Annotated in this window: 12 protein-coding genes; 8 read left to right on the forward strand and 4 right to left on the reverse strand. The window is 62.1% G+C overall.

The window, feature by feature from the left end; translation table 11 throughout:
- The 6 genes from K0H47_RS14635 to K0H47_RS14660 all read left to right on the forward strand — a co-directional run bounded on the left by K0H47_RS14635 (position 1) and on the right by K0H47_RS14660 (position 6,572).
- Positions 1-999, forward strand: a complete 999-nt coding sequence (locus K0H47_RS14635; RefSeq protein WP_219273043.1) for an acyl-CoA dehydrogenase family protein — start codon at positions 1-3, stop codon at positions 997-999.
- On the forward strand, positions 996-1,754 hold the full coding sequence (locus K0H47_RS14640; RefSeq protein WP_177026727.1) for a PIG-L deacetylase family protein: 759 nt from the start codon (positions 996-998) through the stop codon (positions 1,752-1,754). Before K0H47_RS14635 ends, K0H47_RS14640 begins: the two co-directional genes overlap by 4 nt.
- On the forward strand, positions 1,751-2,350 hold the full coding sequence (locus tag K0H47_RS14645; RefSeq protein ID WP_063030722.1) for an SAM-dependent methyltransferase: 600 nt from the start codon (positions 1,751-1,753) through the stop codon (positions 2,348-2,350). Before K0H47_RS14640 ends, K0H47_RS14645 begins: the two co-directional genes overlap by 4 nt.
- Complete coding sequence (locus K0H47_RS14650; RefSeq protein WP_063030724.1) at positions 2,347-3,006, forward strand: glycosyltransferase family 2 protein; 660 nt, start codon at positions 2,347-2,349, stop codon at positions 3,004-3,006. Before K0H47_RS14645 ends, K0H47_RS14650 begins: the two co-directional genes overlap by 4 nt.
- 186 nt (positions 3,007-3,192) lie before the next feature.
- The gene (locus tag K0H47_RS14655; RefSeq protein ID WP_063033986.1) at positions 3,193-3,954 is read left to right on the forward strand and encodes a PIG-L deacetylase family protein; all 762 of its coding nucleotides are present in this window, start codon (positions 3,193-3,195) and stop codon (positions 3,952-3,954) included.
- A 110-nt stretch (positions 3,955-4,064) separates the two neighbouring features.
- Complete coding sequence (locus K0H47_RS14660; protein WP_219273045.1) at positions 4,065-6,572, forward strand: autotransporter outer membrane beta-barrel domain-containing protein; 2,508 nt, start codon at positions 4,065-4,067, stop codon at positions 6,570-6,572.
- 128 nt (positions 6,573-6,700) lie between these two features.
- On the opposite strand, the gene glgB is transcribed toward K0H47_RS14660, so the two are convergent.
- The 4 genes from glgB to K0H47_RS14680 all read right to left on the reverse strand — a co-directional run bounded on the left by glgB (position 6,701) and on the right by K0H47_RS14680 (position 15,299).
- Entirely contained in the window at positions 6,701-8,935 is a 2,235-nt protein-coding gene (gene glgB, locus K0H47_RS14665) for a 1,4-alpha-glucan branching protein GlgB (protein WP_093197516.1), read from the reverse strand.
- Positions 8,932-12,279: a maltose alpha-D-glucosyltransferase gene (gene treS / locus K0H47_RS14670; protein ID WP_219273047.1), complete on the reverse strand. Its 3,348-nt coding sequence runs from the start codon at positions 12,277-12,279 to the stop codon at positions 8,932-8,934. The genes glgB and treS overlap by 4 nt, the downstream gene beginning before the upstream one ends.
- A 167-nt stretch (positions 12,280-12,446) precedes the next feature.
- On the reverse strand, positions 12,447-14,444 hold the full coding sequence (locus K0H47_RS14675) for an alpha-1,4-glucan--maltose-1-phosphate maltosyltransferase (protein ID WP_219273048.1): 1,998 nt from the start codon (positions 14,442-14,444) through the stop codon (positions 12,447-12,449).
- Between the two features lie 360 nt (positions 14,445-14,804).
- Entirely contained in the window at positions 14,805-15,299 is a 495-nt protein-coding gene (locus tag K0H47_RS14680) for an MgtC/SapB family protein (RefSeq protein ID WP_063030734.1), read from the reverse strand.
- 120 nt (positions 15,300-15,419) lie between these two features.
- On the opposite strand from K0H47_RS14680, the gene K0H47_RS14685 reads away from it, so the two are divergent.
- Together K0H47_RS14685 and ccoG are read left to right on the forward strand one after the other, a co-directional pair.
- Positions 15,420-15,659 (forward strand): DUF3203 family protein, encoded by a 240-nt coding sequence (locus K0H47_RS14685; RefSeq protein WP_063030736.1) that lies wholly within the window; start codon positions 15,420-15,422, stop codon positions 15,657-15,659.
- A 184-nt stretch (positions 15,660-15,843) separates the two neighbouring features.
- A complete protein-coding gene (ccoG, locus tag K0H47_RS14690) occupies positions 15,844-17,259 on the forward strand; it encodes a cytochrome c oxidase accessory protein CcoG (RefSeq protein ID WP_219273050.1) in 1,416 nt (471 codons plus the stop codon).
- Positions 17,260-17,284: the final 25 nt, after the last annotated feature.

The following is a 17,284-nucleotide window of genomic DNA, read 5'->3' on the forward strand; positions in this document are numbered from 1 at the left end:
ATGGCCTTGCATGAGTTTCTTCGCGGCTACCGGGATTACCCGGACACCCATGCCCTTGGCGCTGCGCTGAGGGCTTTGGTGGAGGAAGGCCTGGACCAGTTGCCCTTGCCGGGCAGCGGGCAAACCCTGGAACGTTTCAGCCGACTGGCGCAAGTCGCCGGCCATGACCTGCGCTTGTGCAAGTTGTTTGAAGGCCACACTGACGCCCTGGCGATCATCGCGGAACTCGACAGCCCGTTGCCCCCGGTTGGCAGCACGTGGGGCATGTGGGCGGCCGAGCCGCCCACCGCCAAGGTGCGAATCCGGCGCGATGGCCAGCGCGTGCGGCTGGAGGGCCGCAAGGCCTGGTGCTCGGGCGCAGCGGTGGTCAGCCACGGGTTGCTCACGGCATGGGATGAAGAGAACCGCCAGCAACTGGTTGCAGTGCAAATGCACCAGCCCGGCGTAACCGTCACCGATGAGGGCTGGGCGGCCGTGGGCATGGCCGCTACGGGCAGTGTTGAAGTGCTTTTCCATGACGCCGTTGGCCTGGCTATCGGCAAGCCTGGGGACTACCTGGCACGCCCGGGCTTCTGGCAAGGCGGCATCGGCATCGCCGCTTGCTGGTACGGCGCGGCACAACGCCTGGCCGAGGCTTTGCGCGAGCAATGCAGCAAGCGCCCGGAGCCCCACGCCCTGGCGCACCTTGGCAGCGTCGACAGCGCCTTGCACAGCGCGGCCTGTGTGCTGCGTGACTGCGCCACGCATATCGACCGCCAACCCAAGGCCGATGCCCGGCTATTGGCACAACAGGCACGGGCTTGTATCGAGGAGACGGTCGACCAGGTAATCCATCACGTCGGTCGTGCGCTGGGCGCCGGCCCGTATTGCAAGGACCCGCATTTTGCGCAGTTGATGGCCGACTTGCCGGTGTACCTGCGCCAGAGCCACGCCGAACGCGACCTGGCGGCCCTCGGTGAACAGGTCGCCGGCGAGCCCACAGGGAGGTGGCAACTATGAAAACCAATCCAATCGTTGGCCAGGGCACCCCATTGCACCTGTGGCAAAGCTCGTCGCGGCTGGCCGAACTGCCTTGCGTGACCATTGCCGAACTGGTGCCTGAAGGCCGCCGTGCCGTGATCATCGCGCCGCATCCGGACGATGAAGTCCTCGGTTGCGGCGGCCTGTTGCAAGGCCTTGCCGCGCTGGATCGCCCTATCCTGCTGATCTCCGTCACCGACGGCAGCGCCAGTCATCCCGGCTCACACCGCTGGCCGGTGGAACGCCTGAGCGTGGTGAGGCCGCAAGAGTCGGCGCAGGCCCTGCACCGACTGGGCTTGCCGTTGCACAGCTTGAAATGGCTGCGGGCCGGCTTTCGTGACAGCCAGGTCGCCGAGGGCGAAGAGGATTTGAGTCAATTTATCGAACGCTACCTCAAGCCCGGCGACGTGGTGTTCACCACCTGGCGCGAAGACGGTCACTGCGACCATGAAGCCGTAGGCCGGGCCAGTGCCAAGGTCGCGCGGGCCGTGGGCGCGACTTTACTGGAACTGCCTGTGTGGACCTGGCACTGGGCAACTCCCGAAGATGGCCAGGTGCCTTGGCACCGCGCACGCAAGATCCTCCTGACGCCTGAGGAAGTAGCCCGTAAACGGCACGCTATCCACGCGTTCGCCAGCCAGTTGGAAGGCGACCCGCAGATCGGCTTGCCGCCGGTGCTCGCGCCTTATGTACTGGAGCGCCTGCTGCAACCCTTCGAAGTGGTGTTTGTATGAGTGTCGCCACGCCCTACTTCGATGAGCTGTTCGCCGGCAACGACGATCCTTGGGCCTTTCGCCAACGCTGGTATGAACAGCGCAAACGGGCCCTGACCCTGGCGATGCTGACCCGGCCCCGCTACGCCTCGATTTTCGAGCCCGGCTGTGCCAACGGTGAGCTGAGCTTCGAGCTGGCCCCGCGCTGTGACCGCCTGCTGTGCTGCGACACGGCGCAAGCGGCCGTCAGCCTGGCACAGGCGCGGCTGCAGGGTTTCAGCCATGCCACGGTGCAGCAGAGCCGCTTGCCGGAGCAGTGGCCCAGTGAAACCTTCGAGCTGATCGTGCTCAGCGAGCTCTGCTACTACCTGGACCCGAAGGATTTCGATGAGCTGATCGATCGCGCCCTCGCCTCCCTGACGCCTGACGGACAAATCCTCGCCTGCCACTGGCGCCCGGTCATCGAAGGCTGCCCGCAGACCGCCGAACAGGTGCATGCACGCCTCGGCCAGCGATTGGGCATGCCACATCTGGCGCAGCATCACGAAAGCGATTTTCTACTGGATTTGTGGAGCCGCGACGGCACCACGGTTGCGACCTTGGAGGGACTGCGATGATCGGCATCCTGATACCCGTGCATAACGAAGAAAAACTGCTGCCCGAATGCCTGAAAGCCGCGATGGTCGCCGCCAGTCATCCGGGCCTGCTGGGTGAAGAGGTGCAGATTCTGGCAGTGCTCGACAGCTGCAGCGACCGCAGCGCCATGATCGCCCGCGAATATCAGGTGCACAGCCTGGAAGTGCAGGCGCGAAACGTGGGCCATGTGCGTGGCGTGGGTGCGCGGCATCTGCTCAACAACGGCGCGCGCTGGATCTCCTGCACCGACGCTGATAGCCGAGTTGCTCCCGACTGGCTCGTGGCCCAGCTCGCCTTGGGTGTGGATGCCGTGTGCGGCACGGTGACGGTGGATGCGTGGAGCGAAGGCTTCGACCCGGCGGCGCAAATCCGCTATCACCAGGCCTATGAGGCCCGGGACGGGCATCGGCATATCCACGGTGCCAACCTCGGAGTCAGCGCGGGCGCCTACGTGCGGGCCGGCGGTTTTGAGCCCTTGCCGTGCCATGAAGACGTGGAGCTGGTGCGCCAGCTTGAGCGCTGCGGGGCTTCCATTGCCTGGAGCCACTCGCCCCAGGTCATAACCAGCGCCCGCCTGGATTGCCGCGCCCAGGGCGGCTTCGGTGACTACCTGAAGAGTCTGATGCAAGCCTCCTGAAAAAATTGCGACACCCGGCGGTGTTAAAGCGGCGATTCATAACTATCATCAGTATTCCTTGCACGGCAATCCAGGGTTGGAACGCCGTCGCGCCGCGAGTGCGCCTTGCATGCTCTCGCGTACCACAAGAGCCGTCCCGTCAACGGGGTACGGCCTGCATCACCGATGAACAAGGACGTGACACTCATGAAGCCTGCACTGTTAAGTGACAACCGCCGGGGCCCCGCGCAAATCTGGAACAGCGCCCCGCAACTCGCGCAAATCCCTGCCATCAATCCCGCAACCCTGGTGCCAGCCGGCGCCCGCGTGGTGGTCATCGCCCCGCATCCCGGTGACGAAGTGATCGCCTGTGGCGGTCTGCTGCAATTGCTCAGTACCCTTGAATACCCTCTGCAACTGATCTCTATCACCGACGGCAGCGCCAGCCATCCCGGTTCCACGGTGTGGCCGGTCAAACGCCTGAGTGTGGTGCGGCCCCAGGAAAGTGTCGAAGCCCTGCGCCGCCTGGGTGTGCCCCTGCACAGCCTGAAATGGATCCGTGGCGGCTTTGCCGACAACGCCCTGGCCGCGCGGGAGCAGCAGATGAGCCAGTTCATCGCGCGCTATCTGCAACCCGGCGACGTGGTGTTCACCACTTGGCGCAACGACGGCAACGACGACCATGACGCTGTAGGCCGCGCCACGGCCAAGGCCTGCGGACTCAAAGGCGTGCGCCTGCACGAACTGCCGATCTGGGCGTGGCATTGGCCCGTTCGCGAGACCGCCGCGATCCCCTGGCAGCGCGCACGCAAAGTACGGCTCGACACCTGGAGCGTCGCCCGCAAGCTGCATGCCGCCCACGCCTATGCCAGCCAATTGGCGGGCGACCCGGAAATCGGCCTGGCGCCGATCCTGGCGCAGGTGCTGCTGGAACGCATGCGCGAGCCCTATGAGATTGTGTTTTTGTAGCGCCCCGCCCACTCGTCTGTACCTGTTATTTCTCACAGTAGCGGCGCTTTCAACGCGGCGCTAACGTGAGAACGTGCGCGTGTCGCACGGGCGTCCAGCGAGGGCGGATCATGTCCCTACGGTTTGCAACCCTGATGCACTTGAGTGTCGTCTCTTCGGCCCTGCTGGCGGGGTGGCCGCTGGTGTCTGTCGCCGATTGCGTCCTGGTCCCCACCGCCGGTGACGACACCTTCACCTGCAGCAGCGGCAGCAGCCCGGGCGTCGTCGACACTGCGGGCAACAACACACTGCTGTTTCCCTCCCCTGGCACTGGCGTGATCAATGGCGACGTGACGTTCGGGCCAGGTCGTGATCTCGTGACCATGAATTCGGGCACCGTGGAGGGCACGGTGAATATGGGAGACGGCGCCAATATCTTCCAACTGTTTGGTGGCACTGTGACCGGCAGCATCATCCAGGGCACGGGAAACGGCATCATCCAGATCAGCCAGGGCAGTGCCGGGGCGGTGTTCCAGGGATTGGGCAACAATAACTTTTCCATGAGCGGCGGCATCATCGCCTCGGTGACCCAGGGCGATGGCGACAACGAAGCGAACCTGAGCACCGGCCGTATCATCGGCGACATGACCGCCGGGGATGGCAACAACACGGTCACCGTTTCCAATGGAAGCATCGGCGGCAAAATCAGCGTCGGCAACGGCGACAACCAGATACTCATCAAAGGCGGCGATATCGCCCAGGGCATCTTTGCCGGTAATGGCAATAACGTATTCACCTGGAACACCGCCGGGCTGATCCGCGGCCCCATTGTGACCGGCAGCGGAACCGACCGGGCGTTCCTCGACAACCTGACTGAAACCACCTTGTCGTCCACGCCCCTGCTGGATGGCGGGTTGGGCAACGACGCCCTGACGTTCGACAACACCCGATCCGCCACTCCGCAGCGCTACGTCAACTGGGAAACCGTCACCTTCAACAATGGCTCGGTATTCACCCTGGGCAGCGGCACGTTCACCCTGGGCGACGCCGGTACCCACACCGGGACAATGAACATCAACGTCGGTACGCTACTGGTCACCCAGGGCAGCATCAGCCCGTCTACCACCGGCCAGCTCGTCACCGTGAACAACGCTGGCCTGATCGACATGATTAACGGCAGCGCCACCGACCACCTCACCATCAACGGCAACTACACCGGCAACAATGGGCGCTTGGCCTTGCAAAGCGTGCTGGCCGGCGATGGATCACCCAGCGACCGGTTGATTGTCAGTCAGGGCACGATCCAGGGCAGCACGGCCATCACCATCACCAACCTCGGCGGCGCCGGCGGCCAGACGGTGCAGAACGGCATCCAAGTGGTACAGGCCATCAATGGCGCTACCAGCAGCGACCTGGCCTTTTCCCTGCCAAGCGGCTCGGTTTCGGCCGGGGCCTTCGAGTACTACCTGTACAAGGGCGGCTTCACGCCGGGCACCGCGCAAAACTGGTACTTGCGCTCGTCCGTTGAAGCACCGCCATTGCCCAACCCCGAAGGCCCGCCCTCCGGCATTTTCCCGCCGCCGCCCCCTGATCCCGATAACCCGCCCGTGGGAATCCTTCCACCGGTACCCGCCGACGGCACTCCTGAGCTGCCGGGCATCTTTCCGGGCGAAGAACCTATTCCGATCTACCGCCCGGAAGTGGCGGACTACTCGGTCTTGTTCCCCGCCGTGCAGCAAATGGTCCAGGGCATGTTGAGTACGTATCACGAGCGCATGGGTGACCAAGGCGCCCCACAACAGAGCGGCGCGATACCTGCGGGCTGGGCCCGGGTGTTTGGCAGCCGCACGCGTCAGTCTTTTTCCGGCACCGTGAGCCCGTCCCTGGACAGTTCGCTGTCGGGCTTCCAGGTGGGCACTGATCTCTACGCCTGGACCTCGGACAATGGCCTGACGCAACGCGTGGGATTCTTTGTCGGCCATAGCCGCCTGTCCGGGAATGTCGCGGGGTTTTCCGGTGGTTTCCAGCACACCGACACCGGCGACATCACCTTGCGCGCCGACAGCCTGGGCACCTACTGGACCCTGATCGGCGCCAACCGCGCGTACCTTGACCTGGTGTTGATGGGCACCCGGTTCGACGGCCATGATGAATCCAGCCGGGGCGTGAAACTGCAGACCAAGGGGCACAACGTGGCGGGCTCGGCGGAGGTCGGTATGCCTTTCGCGATTTCCGAGCATTGGGAGGTGGAACCCCAGGCCCAGGTGATCATTGATCGCACCTGGCTGGACAGTCAGAACGACGGGATTTCGGATATTGCGTTCAAGGCCGACACCGCCGTGACCACTCGCCTCGGGGTTCGCTTGCGGGGCGACTACAAGGCCAGCGGGATGCCGGTGCAGCCTTATGTGCGGGCCAATGTGTGGCATGCGGGCGCCGGGACCAACACCGTCACCTTCAATGAATCGACGAATATCAATGCCGACCAGCAATCCACCACGATGGACCTGAGCGCCGGGGCGACGCTGCAGGTTTCGAACACAGTGAAGGTGTATGGCGAGGTGGGGTACAGCCGGAATCTGGACAGCAACCAGCTTAACGGGCGGGAAGGCACGATTGGCGTGAAGGTTGATTTCTAGGCCACAACACAATCCAAATGTGGGGGCCGGGCTTGCCCGCGATGCAGGCACCTCGGTCTTTCAGCTAGACCGAAGTGAGTCTATCGCAGGCAAGCCAGCTCCCACATTTGATCTTCATCGTCTGGAAGTCAGGCGTCCGGTCGCAGGATCAGCACACCCAACGGCGGCAGGTTCAACGAGAGTGACAAAGGCTGCCCATGCTTGGGCTCTTCCTCCGTAAACGCCCCGCCACCGTTGCCAAAGTTGGAACCGGCATAGGTGTCGGCATCGCTGTTGATCACCTCGCTCCAACGCCCGGCAAACGGGACGCCGACCTTGTAAGACTCCCTCGGCACCGGCGTGAAGTTGGCCACCACCAGCACCGGCCTGCCGTCCTTGCTCCAGCGCAGCCAGGCGTAGACGCTGTTGATCGCGTCGTCGCCGATCAGCCACTGGAAGCCCTGTGGCGCGTCGTCCTGGTCGTGCAGCGCCGGTTCTTCGCGGTACAGGCGGTTGAGGTCGCCCACCAGTTTCTGCACGCCCCGGTGTTCGGGGTATTGCAGCAGGTACCAGTCCAGCTGCTGATCGTGGTTCCACTCGCGCCACTGGCCGAACTCGCAGCCCATGAACAGCAGCTTCTTGCCCGGGTGCATCCACATGAAGCTCAGGTAAGCCCGCAGGTTGGCAAATTTCTGCCAGCGGTCGCCGGGCATCTTGTCGATCAGCGAGTGTTTGCCGTGCACCACTTCATCATGGGAAATCGGCAGGATAAAACGCTCGGACCAGGCATACACCAGGCCAAAACTCAGCTCGTTGTGATGGTGGGCGCGGTACACCGGGTCTTGCTGGATGTAGTGCAGCGAATCGTGCATCCAGCCCATGTTCCATTTGTAGTTGAAACCCAGGCCGCCCTGTTGGGTTGGCTGGCTTACGCCGGGCCATGCGGTGGATTCCTCGGCGATCACCAGTGCGCCGGGGGCTTCCAGGGCCACCACGTCGTTGAGGTGACGCAGGAAGTCGATGGCTTCAAGGTTTTCACGACCGCCGTGGCGGTTCGGCACCCATTCACCGGCCTTGCGCGAATAGTCGCGATACAGCATCGACGCCACGGCATCCACCCGCAGACCGTCGATATGGAAGTGCTTGAGCCAGTGCAACGCCGACGCCAGCATGAAGCCATGGACTTCGGTGCGACCGAGGTTGTAGATCAGGGTGTCCCAATCCTGGTGGAAGCCTTCCAGCGGGTTGGCGTATTCGTACAGCGCGGTGCCGTCGAATTGCGCCAGGCCGTGGGTGTCGGTAGGGAAATGCGCCGGTACCCAGTCGAGGATTACGCCAATGTCTGCCTGATGGCAGGCATTGACGAAGTACGCGAAATCCTCCGGCGAGCCGAAGCGCGCCGTGGGCGCAAATTGCGACAGCGCCTGGTAGCCCCAGGAACCGCCAAACGGGTGCTCCATGATCGGCATCAGCTCGATATGGGTGAAGCCCAACTGCTGCACATACGGAATCAAGCGCTCGGTCAGCTCGCGCCAGCTGTACTGGCGGGACACCTCGCCGACTTCGTCCAGTTCGCACTGCCAGGAACCGGCATGCAACTCATAGATCGACAACGGCGCGCTGGGCTTTTGCCGCTCGCCGCGCGATTGCATCCAGTCATGGTCCTGCCAGTCGACTTGCAGCGGCGGAGCGACTTTGGAGGCGGTATCCGGCGGCATTTGCGTGGCCAGGGCCATGGGGTCGGCCTTGAGCGGCAGGATCCCGTGGGCGCCGAGGATTTCGTACTTGTAGGCGGCGCCCGGTTGCAGGCGCGGGATAAAGATTTCCCAGACCCCGGACGGATGACGCAGGCGCATCGGATGGCGGCGCCCGTCCCAGATATTGAAGTCGCCCACCACCGATACCCGACGGGCATTCGGTGCCCATACGGCAAAGCGCACGCCCTGGACGCCGTCGACGCTGGTCACTTGTGCCCCGAGGCAACTGCTCAGGTCGCGGTGATTGCCTTCGGCGAACAGGTACAGGTCCATCTCGCCCAGCAGCAGTTGCTGGAAGCTGTAAGGGTCTTCGGTGACCTGTTCGCCACCGGCCCACTGGATCTTCAGCAGGTACGCCTGGCGGCTGCCGAAGTGCCCGACAAACAAGCCCGGCACCTGGGTCGCATCGAGGCTGCCGATGTGCTCGCCGCTGTCGCGGGCCAGTACCTGGACACTCAGGGCTTCCGGCAGGAAGGCGCGAATGAACTGGCCGCCCTGCTCGTCATCATGGGGGCCCAGGATCGAGAATGGGTCATGGTGTTCGGCCCGTACCAGGGCTTCGATATCAGCAGGCTTGGGCATCACACTCAACTTTTCCTGCAGCGGTTCTTTGCTTGTAAAACTCATGACGACTCCCCACCGCGTGCAGTTTTCGATAATGGTTTCAGCCCGCTGAGCAGCCCGTGCAAACCTTGCAACGGCACCGGCAACCAGCTGGGACGATTCTCTGCTTCGTAGGCCACTTCGTACGCGGCCTTCTCCAGGCTGAACAACGCCAGCGCTGCGTCCTGGCCTTTGGCATCCTGCCAGTCATGGGCCAGTGTAGTCGTGGCGGCGTGATAGGCCTGGATAAATGCCTGTTTGGCCTCATGCAAGTAGCGATCCGCCACCCGCTGCCGGGATGCATTGGCTTCAGGTGACTGGTCGACGCCTTGCACATTCACCGCCATGGCCGCCGCGTAATCAAACGACCGTAGCACCCCGCTCACATCCTTGTACGGGCTATGTTTACCGCGACGTTCAGGCAGCGGCCGCGCCGGCTCGCCCTCGAAGTCAATCAGGTAGGCATCACCCTTCACCACCAGTACCTGGCCCAGGTGCAGGTCGCCGTGCACGCGAATGCGCAACCCGCCCACCGTGGCTTTCGCCAGGTCCTGAACGTAACTGGCGATGGCCTTTTTCTGATCCAGTAAAGCACTGACCAGCGCCTGATCGGCAGGGTTCAACTTGGTTTGATGCTGCTTAAGCAACTGCAACGCGCGGTCGATTTGTGCGCCCACATGCTTGGCCCAGCCCTGGGTGTCCTTGAGGGACGTAACCTCAGGTTTGAAGGCCTTGTTGGTGGTAGGTGCTGCCAGCACCTGGTGCATTTCACCGAGGCGCTGTCCGAGCAAGCCGGCGAAATCCGCCAGTTCGCCGAGGGCGTTGTAGTGCTGTTCCTGCTCGGACATGGCTTCGGCCAGTTCGTCGCGAATCGCTCGCTCCAGGTTGTTCTGGGTCCAGCCCCACGCGTCGCCCTGGTTGCTCAGGTAACCCTGGGCGATCATCAGCAGGTTGTCCTGGCCGTCGGCGTCGTGGCGAATCACCGAGCCCAGCAGCGGAGAGATATGTTCGTAGCCGGCTTCGGTCAGGTAGGCGCCCATCTCCAGTTCCGGGTGAACCCCGGCGCTGACTTTACGGATCAGCTTGAGCACCAGGCTGCTGCCCACCACCACGGAACTGTTGGACTGTTCCGCTGCGAGGTAGCGCACTTCCGATTCGTCGTTCAATTCCAGCTTGGCCAACTGCGCCGTGGGCTCGAAGCGAATCTCGCCATCGGTGGAGTCGAGGACGGTTTTGGCCTGGAGACCCTGGATCACGCCGCGGATATAGGTGTCGAGGCTGAAGGCATCGGTCACCAAACCCACCTGACGCACTCGCCGCACACGGGCAAGCGCCAGTTGTTGCGGCAAGGCGCTGGTGAACTGGTCTTCACCAAGGAAGCCGAATGGCAGCTGATAGCGGCTGACCTGCCCGGCGCTGATGACTTCGATTTCACTGAGCAACACCGGGTGCTGCGGGTCGCCAAAGCGCACGCCGTAGGCGATGTGCACAGCATCGATTGCCGTGTCCTTGCTGGCAAACCAGCGGCGCTTGGGCAGCCACGCCGGCAACGCATTCTGTTCCAGGGTTGTGCGGCACGGCGCTTCGAGCAGCTCTTCCATGCGTTTCTTCAGCACCAAGGTGGTGAAGTCCGGGATGCTTTGCGCCGGTTCCACGTGCCAGCTTGGCATCTGGTTTTCCGCCGCGAGCACGAACCAGTAGAAGCCATACGGCGCCAGGGTCAGCAGAAAATTCAGCTGGCCAATGGGCGGGAAGGCATTCCCGCCAAGCATCTCCACCGGAACCATGCCGGCAAACGCCGAGAGGTCCAGTTCTGCCGCCTGGGCACTGCGGGACACGTTGGCCACACAGAGGATGATTTCATTCTTGCCATCGGCGCCCACGTATTCGCGGGTATACGCCAGGATGCGGCGGTTGCTGGGCGAGAGCATTTTCAGGCTGCCGCGACCGAAGGCCTTGGACTGTTTACGCACGGCCAGCATGCGTCGGGTCCAATTCAGCAACGAGTGCGGGTCCTGGGTCTGGGTTTCGACGTTGACCGATTGGTAGCCGTATTGCGGGTCCATGATCGGCGGCAGTACCAGGCTGGCCGGGTCGGCGCGGGAAAAGCCGCCGTTGCGGTCGATGGACCATTGCATCGGCGTGCGCACGCCGTCGCGGTCACCGAGGTAGATGTTGTCGCCCATGCCGATTTCATCGCCGTAGTACAGCGTGGGCGTGCCGGGCATCGACAGCAGCAGGCTGTTGAGCAGCTCGATGCGCCGGCGGTCACGTTCCATCAGCGGTGCCAGGCGCCGGCGAATCCCCAGATTGATCCGCGCCCGGCGGTCGGCGGCATAGTAGTTCCAGAGGTAGTCGCGCTCTTTATCGGTGACCATTTCCAGGGTCAGTTCATCGTGGTTGCGCAGGAAGATGGCCCATTGGCAATTGGCCGGGATCTCCGGGGTCTGGCGCAGGATGTCGGTGATCGGGAAACGGTCTTCCTGGGCCAGCGCCATGTACATGCGCGGCATCAGCGGGAAGTGGAACGCCATGTGGCATTCGTCACCGTCGTCGCCCTTCTTGTCACCGAAATACAGCTGGGTGTCTTCCGGCCATTGGTTGGCTTCGGCCAGGAGCATGCGGTCGGGGTAGTTGGCGTCGATCTCGGCGCGGATCTGCTTGAGCACGTCGTGGGTTTCGGGGAGGTTTTCGTTGTTGGTGCCATCGCGCTCGATCAGGTACGGAATGGCGTCCAGGCGCAGGCCGTCGATGCCCATGTCGAGCCAGTAGCGCATCACCGACAGGACGGCTTTCATGACCTGCGGGTTGTCGAAGTTGAGGTCCGGCTGGTGGGAGTAAAAGCGGTGCCAGAAGTATTGGCCGGCGACCGGGTCCCAGGTCCAGTTAGACTTTTCGGTGTCGAGGAAAATGATGCGGGTGCCGTCGTATTTCTGGTCGTCATCAGACCACACGTAGAAGTCCCGCGCGGCCGAACCCGGCTTGGCCTTGCGTGCCCGCTGGAACCACGGGTGCTGGTCGGAGGTGTGGTTGATCACCAGTTCGGTGATCACCCGCAGTCCGCGTTTGTGGGCTTCGGCGATAAAGCGCTTGGCGTCGGCCATGGTCCCGTAGTCGCTGTGCACACCACGGTATTCGGCGATGTCGTAGCCATCGTCACGGCGTGGCGAGGGGTAGAACGGCAGCAGCCAGATGGTGTTCACCCCAAGGTCGGCGATGTAGTCGAGCTTGGCGATCAGCCCGGGAAAGTCACCGATGCCGTCGTTGTTGGAGTCGAAATAGGATTTGACGTGAACCTGATAAATCACCGCGTCCTTGTACCAGAGCGGGTCTTTGATAAAGGTGGCAGCCTTGGGTTTCTTCGCCATTGGAAACTCCTGGGAATTCGAAAAATTCTGCCTGAAGGAACTCGGTCAATGTGGGAGCTGGCTTGCCTGCGATAGCGGTGGATCAGCCAGTATCATCTGCACTGACACACCGCTATCGCAGGCAAGCCAGCTCCCACATTTGATCTCCTTTGGATTGGAGATCAGCTTCAGGAAACGGTAATGCGCCAGATACCAAACGGCTGATGCCACGGTTCGATCCGCATCCACTGGGTCTTGCCGTACCAGGTCCAGCGGTGGCCGGTCATCAAGTCTTCGCCCTGGGTCTGAGCATCGTCCGGTAGGCCCATCTCCCACAACGGCAACTCGAAATTGGCCTCCTGGGCGTTGAACGGGTCGAGACTCACGGCCACCAGGATAAAGTTGCTGCCGTCCTCGCTGCGTTTGCCGAAGTACAGGATGTTGTCGTTCCACGCGTTGTAGAGCTTCAGCCCGAGATGCGTCTGCAAGGCCGGGTTTTGCCGGCGAATGCGATTGAGCTGAGCGATCTCGGCAATGATGTTGCCCGGCGCCGTAAAGTCTCGCGGGCGGATCTCGTACTTCTCCGAGTCCAGGTACTCTTCCTTGCCCGGTACCGGGGCCGCTTCGCACAGTTCAAAGCCGGAATACATGCCCCACAAGCCTGAGCCCATGGTGGCCAGCGCGGCACGGATCAAGAAGCCCGCGCGGCCGGATTCATGCAGGAAGCCCGGATTGATGTCCGGCGTGTTAACAAAGAAGTTCGGCCGGAAGCACTCGCGCCATGGCGACTCGTTCAGCTCGCTCAGATACTCGCTCAACTCGGCCTTGGTGTTGCGCCAGGTGAAGTAGGTGTAGCTCTGGGAGTAACCGACCTTGCCCAGGCGCGCCATCATCGCCGGGGTGGTGAAGGCTTCGGCGAGGAAGATCACTTCCGGGTATTTGCCGCGCACATCGCTGATCAGCCATTGCCAGAACGGCAGCGGCTTGGTGTGGGGGTTGTCCACGCGAAAGGTCTTCACGCCCTCTTCCACCCAACCGACCACGATGTCACGCAACTCGGTCCACAGGCTGGGAATCGCATCCGCCGCGTAGAAGTCGACGTTGACGATGTCCTGGTATTTCTTCGGCGGGTTCTCGGCGTATTTGATCGTGCCGTCGGGCCGCCAGTTGAACCAGCCCGGATGCTGCTTGAGCCACGGGTGGTCCTGGGAGCACTGGATGGCAAAGTCCAGGGCGATCTCCAGGCCATGATCGGCGGCGGCCTTGACCAGGTTGCGGAAGTCTTCCCGGGTGCCCAGCTGCGAGTGGATCGCCTCGTGGCCGCCCTCTTCGCTGCCGATGGCATACGGGCTGCCCGGGTCATCGGGCCCGGCGGTCAGGGAGTTGTTCTTGCCTTTGCGATGGCTGCGGCCGATGGGATGGATAGGCGGGAAGTACAGCACGTCAAAGCCCATGTCATGGATCATCGACAGGCGCGAGTGCACGTCGTTAAAGGTGCCGTGGCGCGCAGGATCGTCGGTGATCGAGCGGGGAAACAGCTCGTACCAGCTGGCGAACTGCGCAGCCTCACGCTCCACGTCAATCGGGAACACCGGGCTGATGCTCAAATAGGCGCGGTGATCGGCCTGGGTCATCAGGTGTGCACTGTCATCGTGCAGAAACAGTGCGACTTGCTCGGTTTCCAGCAGGCCGGAGAGTTCGTGGTGCAGCAGCATCAGGCGGTCACGCAGCTCGTTGTCGCTGCGCTCGGCGGCTTGCAGGACCTGGCTGCGGCCTTCCTGCAACTCCAGGCTGACCGGTACCCCGGCCTCATGTTTCTTGCTCAATTCGTAGCGGAAGCTGGCGAACGTGTCGATCCAGGCTTCGATGCAATACTCATGCGGCCCTTGGGCGGTCACGGTGAATGCGCCCTCCCAGCCGTTGTTGCCGACATCGGTCATCACCACACTGTGCCAGCTCTCTTCATTGCGCGGGCGCCAGCGGATCATCACTGCAAGCTTGTCGTGACCATCAGCGAACACCTTGCTGGCAACCTGCACGCGCTGGCCAACCACAGCCTTAACGGCAAACTCGCCGCCATCGATCACCGGAGTGGTGCTTTCAATCGCAATCCTTGGCAGCAACAGTGCCTGGGACAGCGGTAATGTGGAGGTTGAATCGTCTTGGGTCAGTGTTTCAGCAGTCATCGAGCATCTCCCCTTAACGCCCAGTGGACGCTCTTGCGCTTGATCCAAATTCTGAAACGGCAACGCTCTCCCTGAGCAGGGCCGTATAGGTTCCGAGCATGCTGGCGATTGAAAAGTTCAGGTGGATATGACGCCATCGGGCGGGGAATCAAATCCACCGGGCGATTGTCCACCGGTAGAGCAAAGCACAAAGGAGGCCACACCGATGAATATCCCTATTCCAGCTGAAACGCCTGATCCCAATATAGATAAGCCGACATTGCCGCCGACCGAGCCCGACCCGGTTCCCGAGCAGGAGCCACCTGGCACTCAGCCACCACCCGTGGAGGAACCACCGACGACCATGCCGCCGGTCATCGTCTAATCCTTCTCCAGCAGCCGCACTATCCTTGGCATGACGCTGAACACCGCCAATGCCAATAACGTACTGAGCACCGCCGTCGACTCCCGCCCCATCCCCGCCGCCACACCAATGGCGGCGGTCATCCACAAGCCGGCGGCGGTGGTCAGGCCTTTGACGTGCTGGCCCTCTTCATCTTCCTTGCCCTTAAGGATGGTGCCGGCGCCAAGAAAGCCGATGCCAGCGATCACGCCCTGCAGCACACGGCTCATGGCGTCTGCCTGGGAGCCCGACATACTCGGCACTAACACGAACAACGCGGCGCCCATGGCCACGAGCATGTGGGTGCGTACCCCGGCGGCCTTGCCTTTCTGTTCACGCTCATAACCCAGGATCCCGCCCAATATCGCGGCAATCATCAGCCGCACGGTGATTTGCGTGAGTTGCCGGGCATCGCCGATATCGGCAAATTCCGCTTGCAGGGTTTCCCAGACTTCATGCCACCAGGCGTCCATGGACGTGTCCTTGTTAGGGTTCGATAGAACATGGACAGCACCGACCGTCAGTCAGTTGCGCAGAACCATTGCCTTCGCATCCCACCCTAACTAGCAATAGCCCACAAAAAGGAGATCGATATGCCCGTACGTATCGAAGGTCAGCAATGTTTCTTCACCGTCGATGCCGACGGCCAGGAGAAACAACTTGAAGCCACCCATGTCACTGTCGAAACAGACAGCGAGAAATCCATGTCGTTTGTGAAGTTGAACGGTGACTGCACCTACATCACCGAAGCTGAAGCCGACGCATTGACCGTCGCTGGCGCCAAGGATGGCCGTAAGCATTTGAAGGCCACCGACGGTGATTCGGTGATTTGATTGATCTGGATCATCACTGCCTGAAAAGCGCTGCACCCCGCGCACCACCGGGTGCAGCACATTGTCGCAGGTACGCGTTGGCGGCCCATCTGATCCGCTTTTTATCGCCCTACCTGAGTCTGTTATGCAAACAGAGCGCCGGTCATAGTTCATCTGCCTGATGGAGGCTGATGAGCGAAAGACCATGAGCGATAGAATCCCCGTCCGAACCGTAGACGTGTTTGAGCCAGCACATCCAAAGAAGGTGAAGGCCAAATCCAGCGACAACCTGATTCATACCCGCAGTTTTACCGGCCTGTTCCGCACCTTGCGTGTAGCGGGCGCAGGCTTTCTGTTCCTGGCGTTTTTCGGCACCGTGTGGCTGAACTGGGGCGGCCGGCAAGCGGTGCTGTGGGACCTGGCTGAAAGCAAATTCCACATCTTCGGCGCCACGTTCTGGCCCCAGGATTTCATCCTGCTGTCGGCGCTGTTGATCATCTGCGCATTCGGCCTGTTCGCGATCACCGTGTTCGCAGGCCGGGTGTGGTGCGGCTATACCTGCCCGCAAAGCTCGTTTACCTGGCTGTTCATGTGGTGCGAAAAAGTCACTGAAGGTGAGCGAAACCAGCGCATCAAGCTGCAGGCCGCGCCCTGGGGCTTGAACAAGCTGGCCCGACGGTCGGCCAAGCACACACTGTGGCTGGGTATCAGCGTGCTGACCGGGCTGACGTTTGTCGGCTACTTCACACCGATCCGGCCGCTGGCCGAAGAACTGCTGACCTGGCAAATGGGCGGCGTCAGCCTGTTCTGGGTGCTGTTTTTTACCGGCGCTACCTACATCAATGCCGGCTGGCTGCGGGAAGCGGTGTGCATGCACATGTGCCCGTATGCGCGGTTCCAGAGTGTGATGTTCGACAAAGACACCCTGACCATTTCCTACGACGTGGCCCGTGGCGAAAATCGCGGCCCGCGCAAACGTGACATGCAACCGGCGGACGTTGGCCTGGGTGACTGCATCGATTGCCAGCTGTGCGTGCAGGTGTGCCCTACCGGTATCGACATCCGTGACGGCCTGCAAATGGAATGCATCGGCTGCGCCGCATGTATCGATGCCTGTGATTCGATCATGGACAAGATGGGCTATGCCCGTGGACTGGTCAGCTATACCTCGGAGCATCAGTTGCAAGGTGGCAAGACCCATCTGCTCAGGCCACGGCTGATCGGCTACAGTGCCGTGCTGCTGGTGATGATCGGCGCACTGGTGGTGGCCCTGGTGGCGCGCCCGATGGTGTCGCTGGACGTGACCAAGGACCGTGGGATGTTTCGCGAGAACAGCGAAGGCTTGATCGAGAACATCTACAGCCTCAAGGTCATCAACAAGACCCAGCAACGCCAGGATTATCGCCTGGAGCTGGTAGATGGCGATGGCTTCCAGTTGCAGGGCAAGACCGACATCAGCCTGGCGCCGGGAGAGATTACCGATGTGCCGGTGTCGGTGGCGATGACGGCAGACAAGCCGGCCAGCAGCTCCCAGACCATCCGCTTCAAGGTCACGGACGTGGATGAGCCGTGGATCTACAGCGCAGCGGATAGCCGGTTTGTGGCGCCATTGAATCGCTGAACCCGAGCTTTCAGCAACACTGGAG

This window comes from Pseudomonas sp. Xaverov 83, from assembly GCF_019352905.1.
Taxonomy (GTDB): Bacteria; Pseudomonadota; Gammaproteobacteria; order Pseudomonadales; family Pseudomonadaceae; genus Aquipseudomonas; species Aquipseudomonas yamanorum.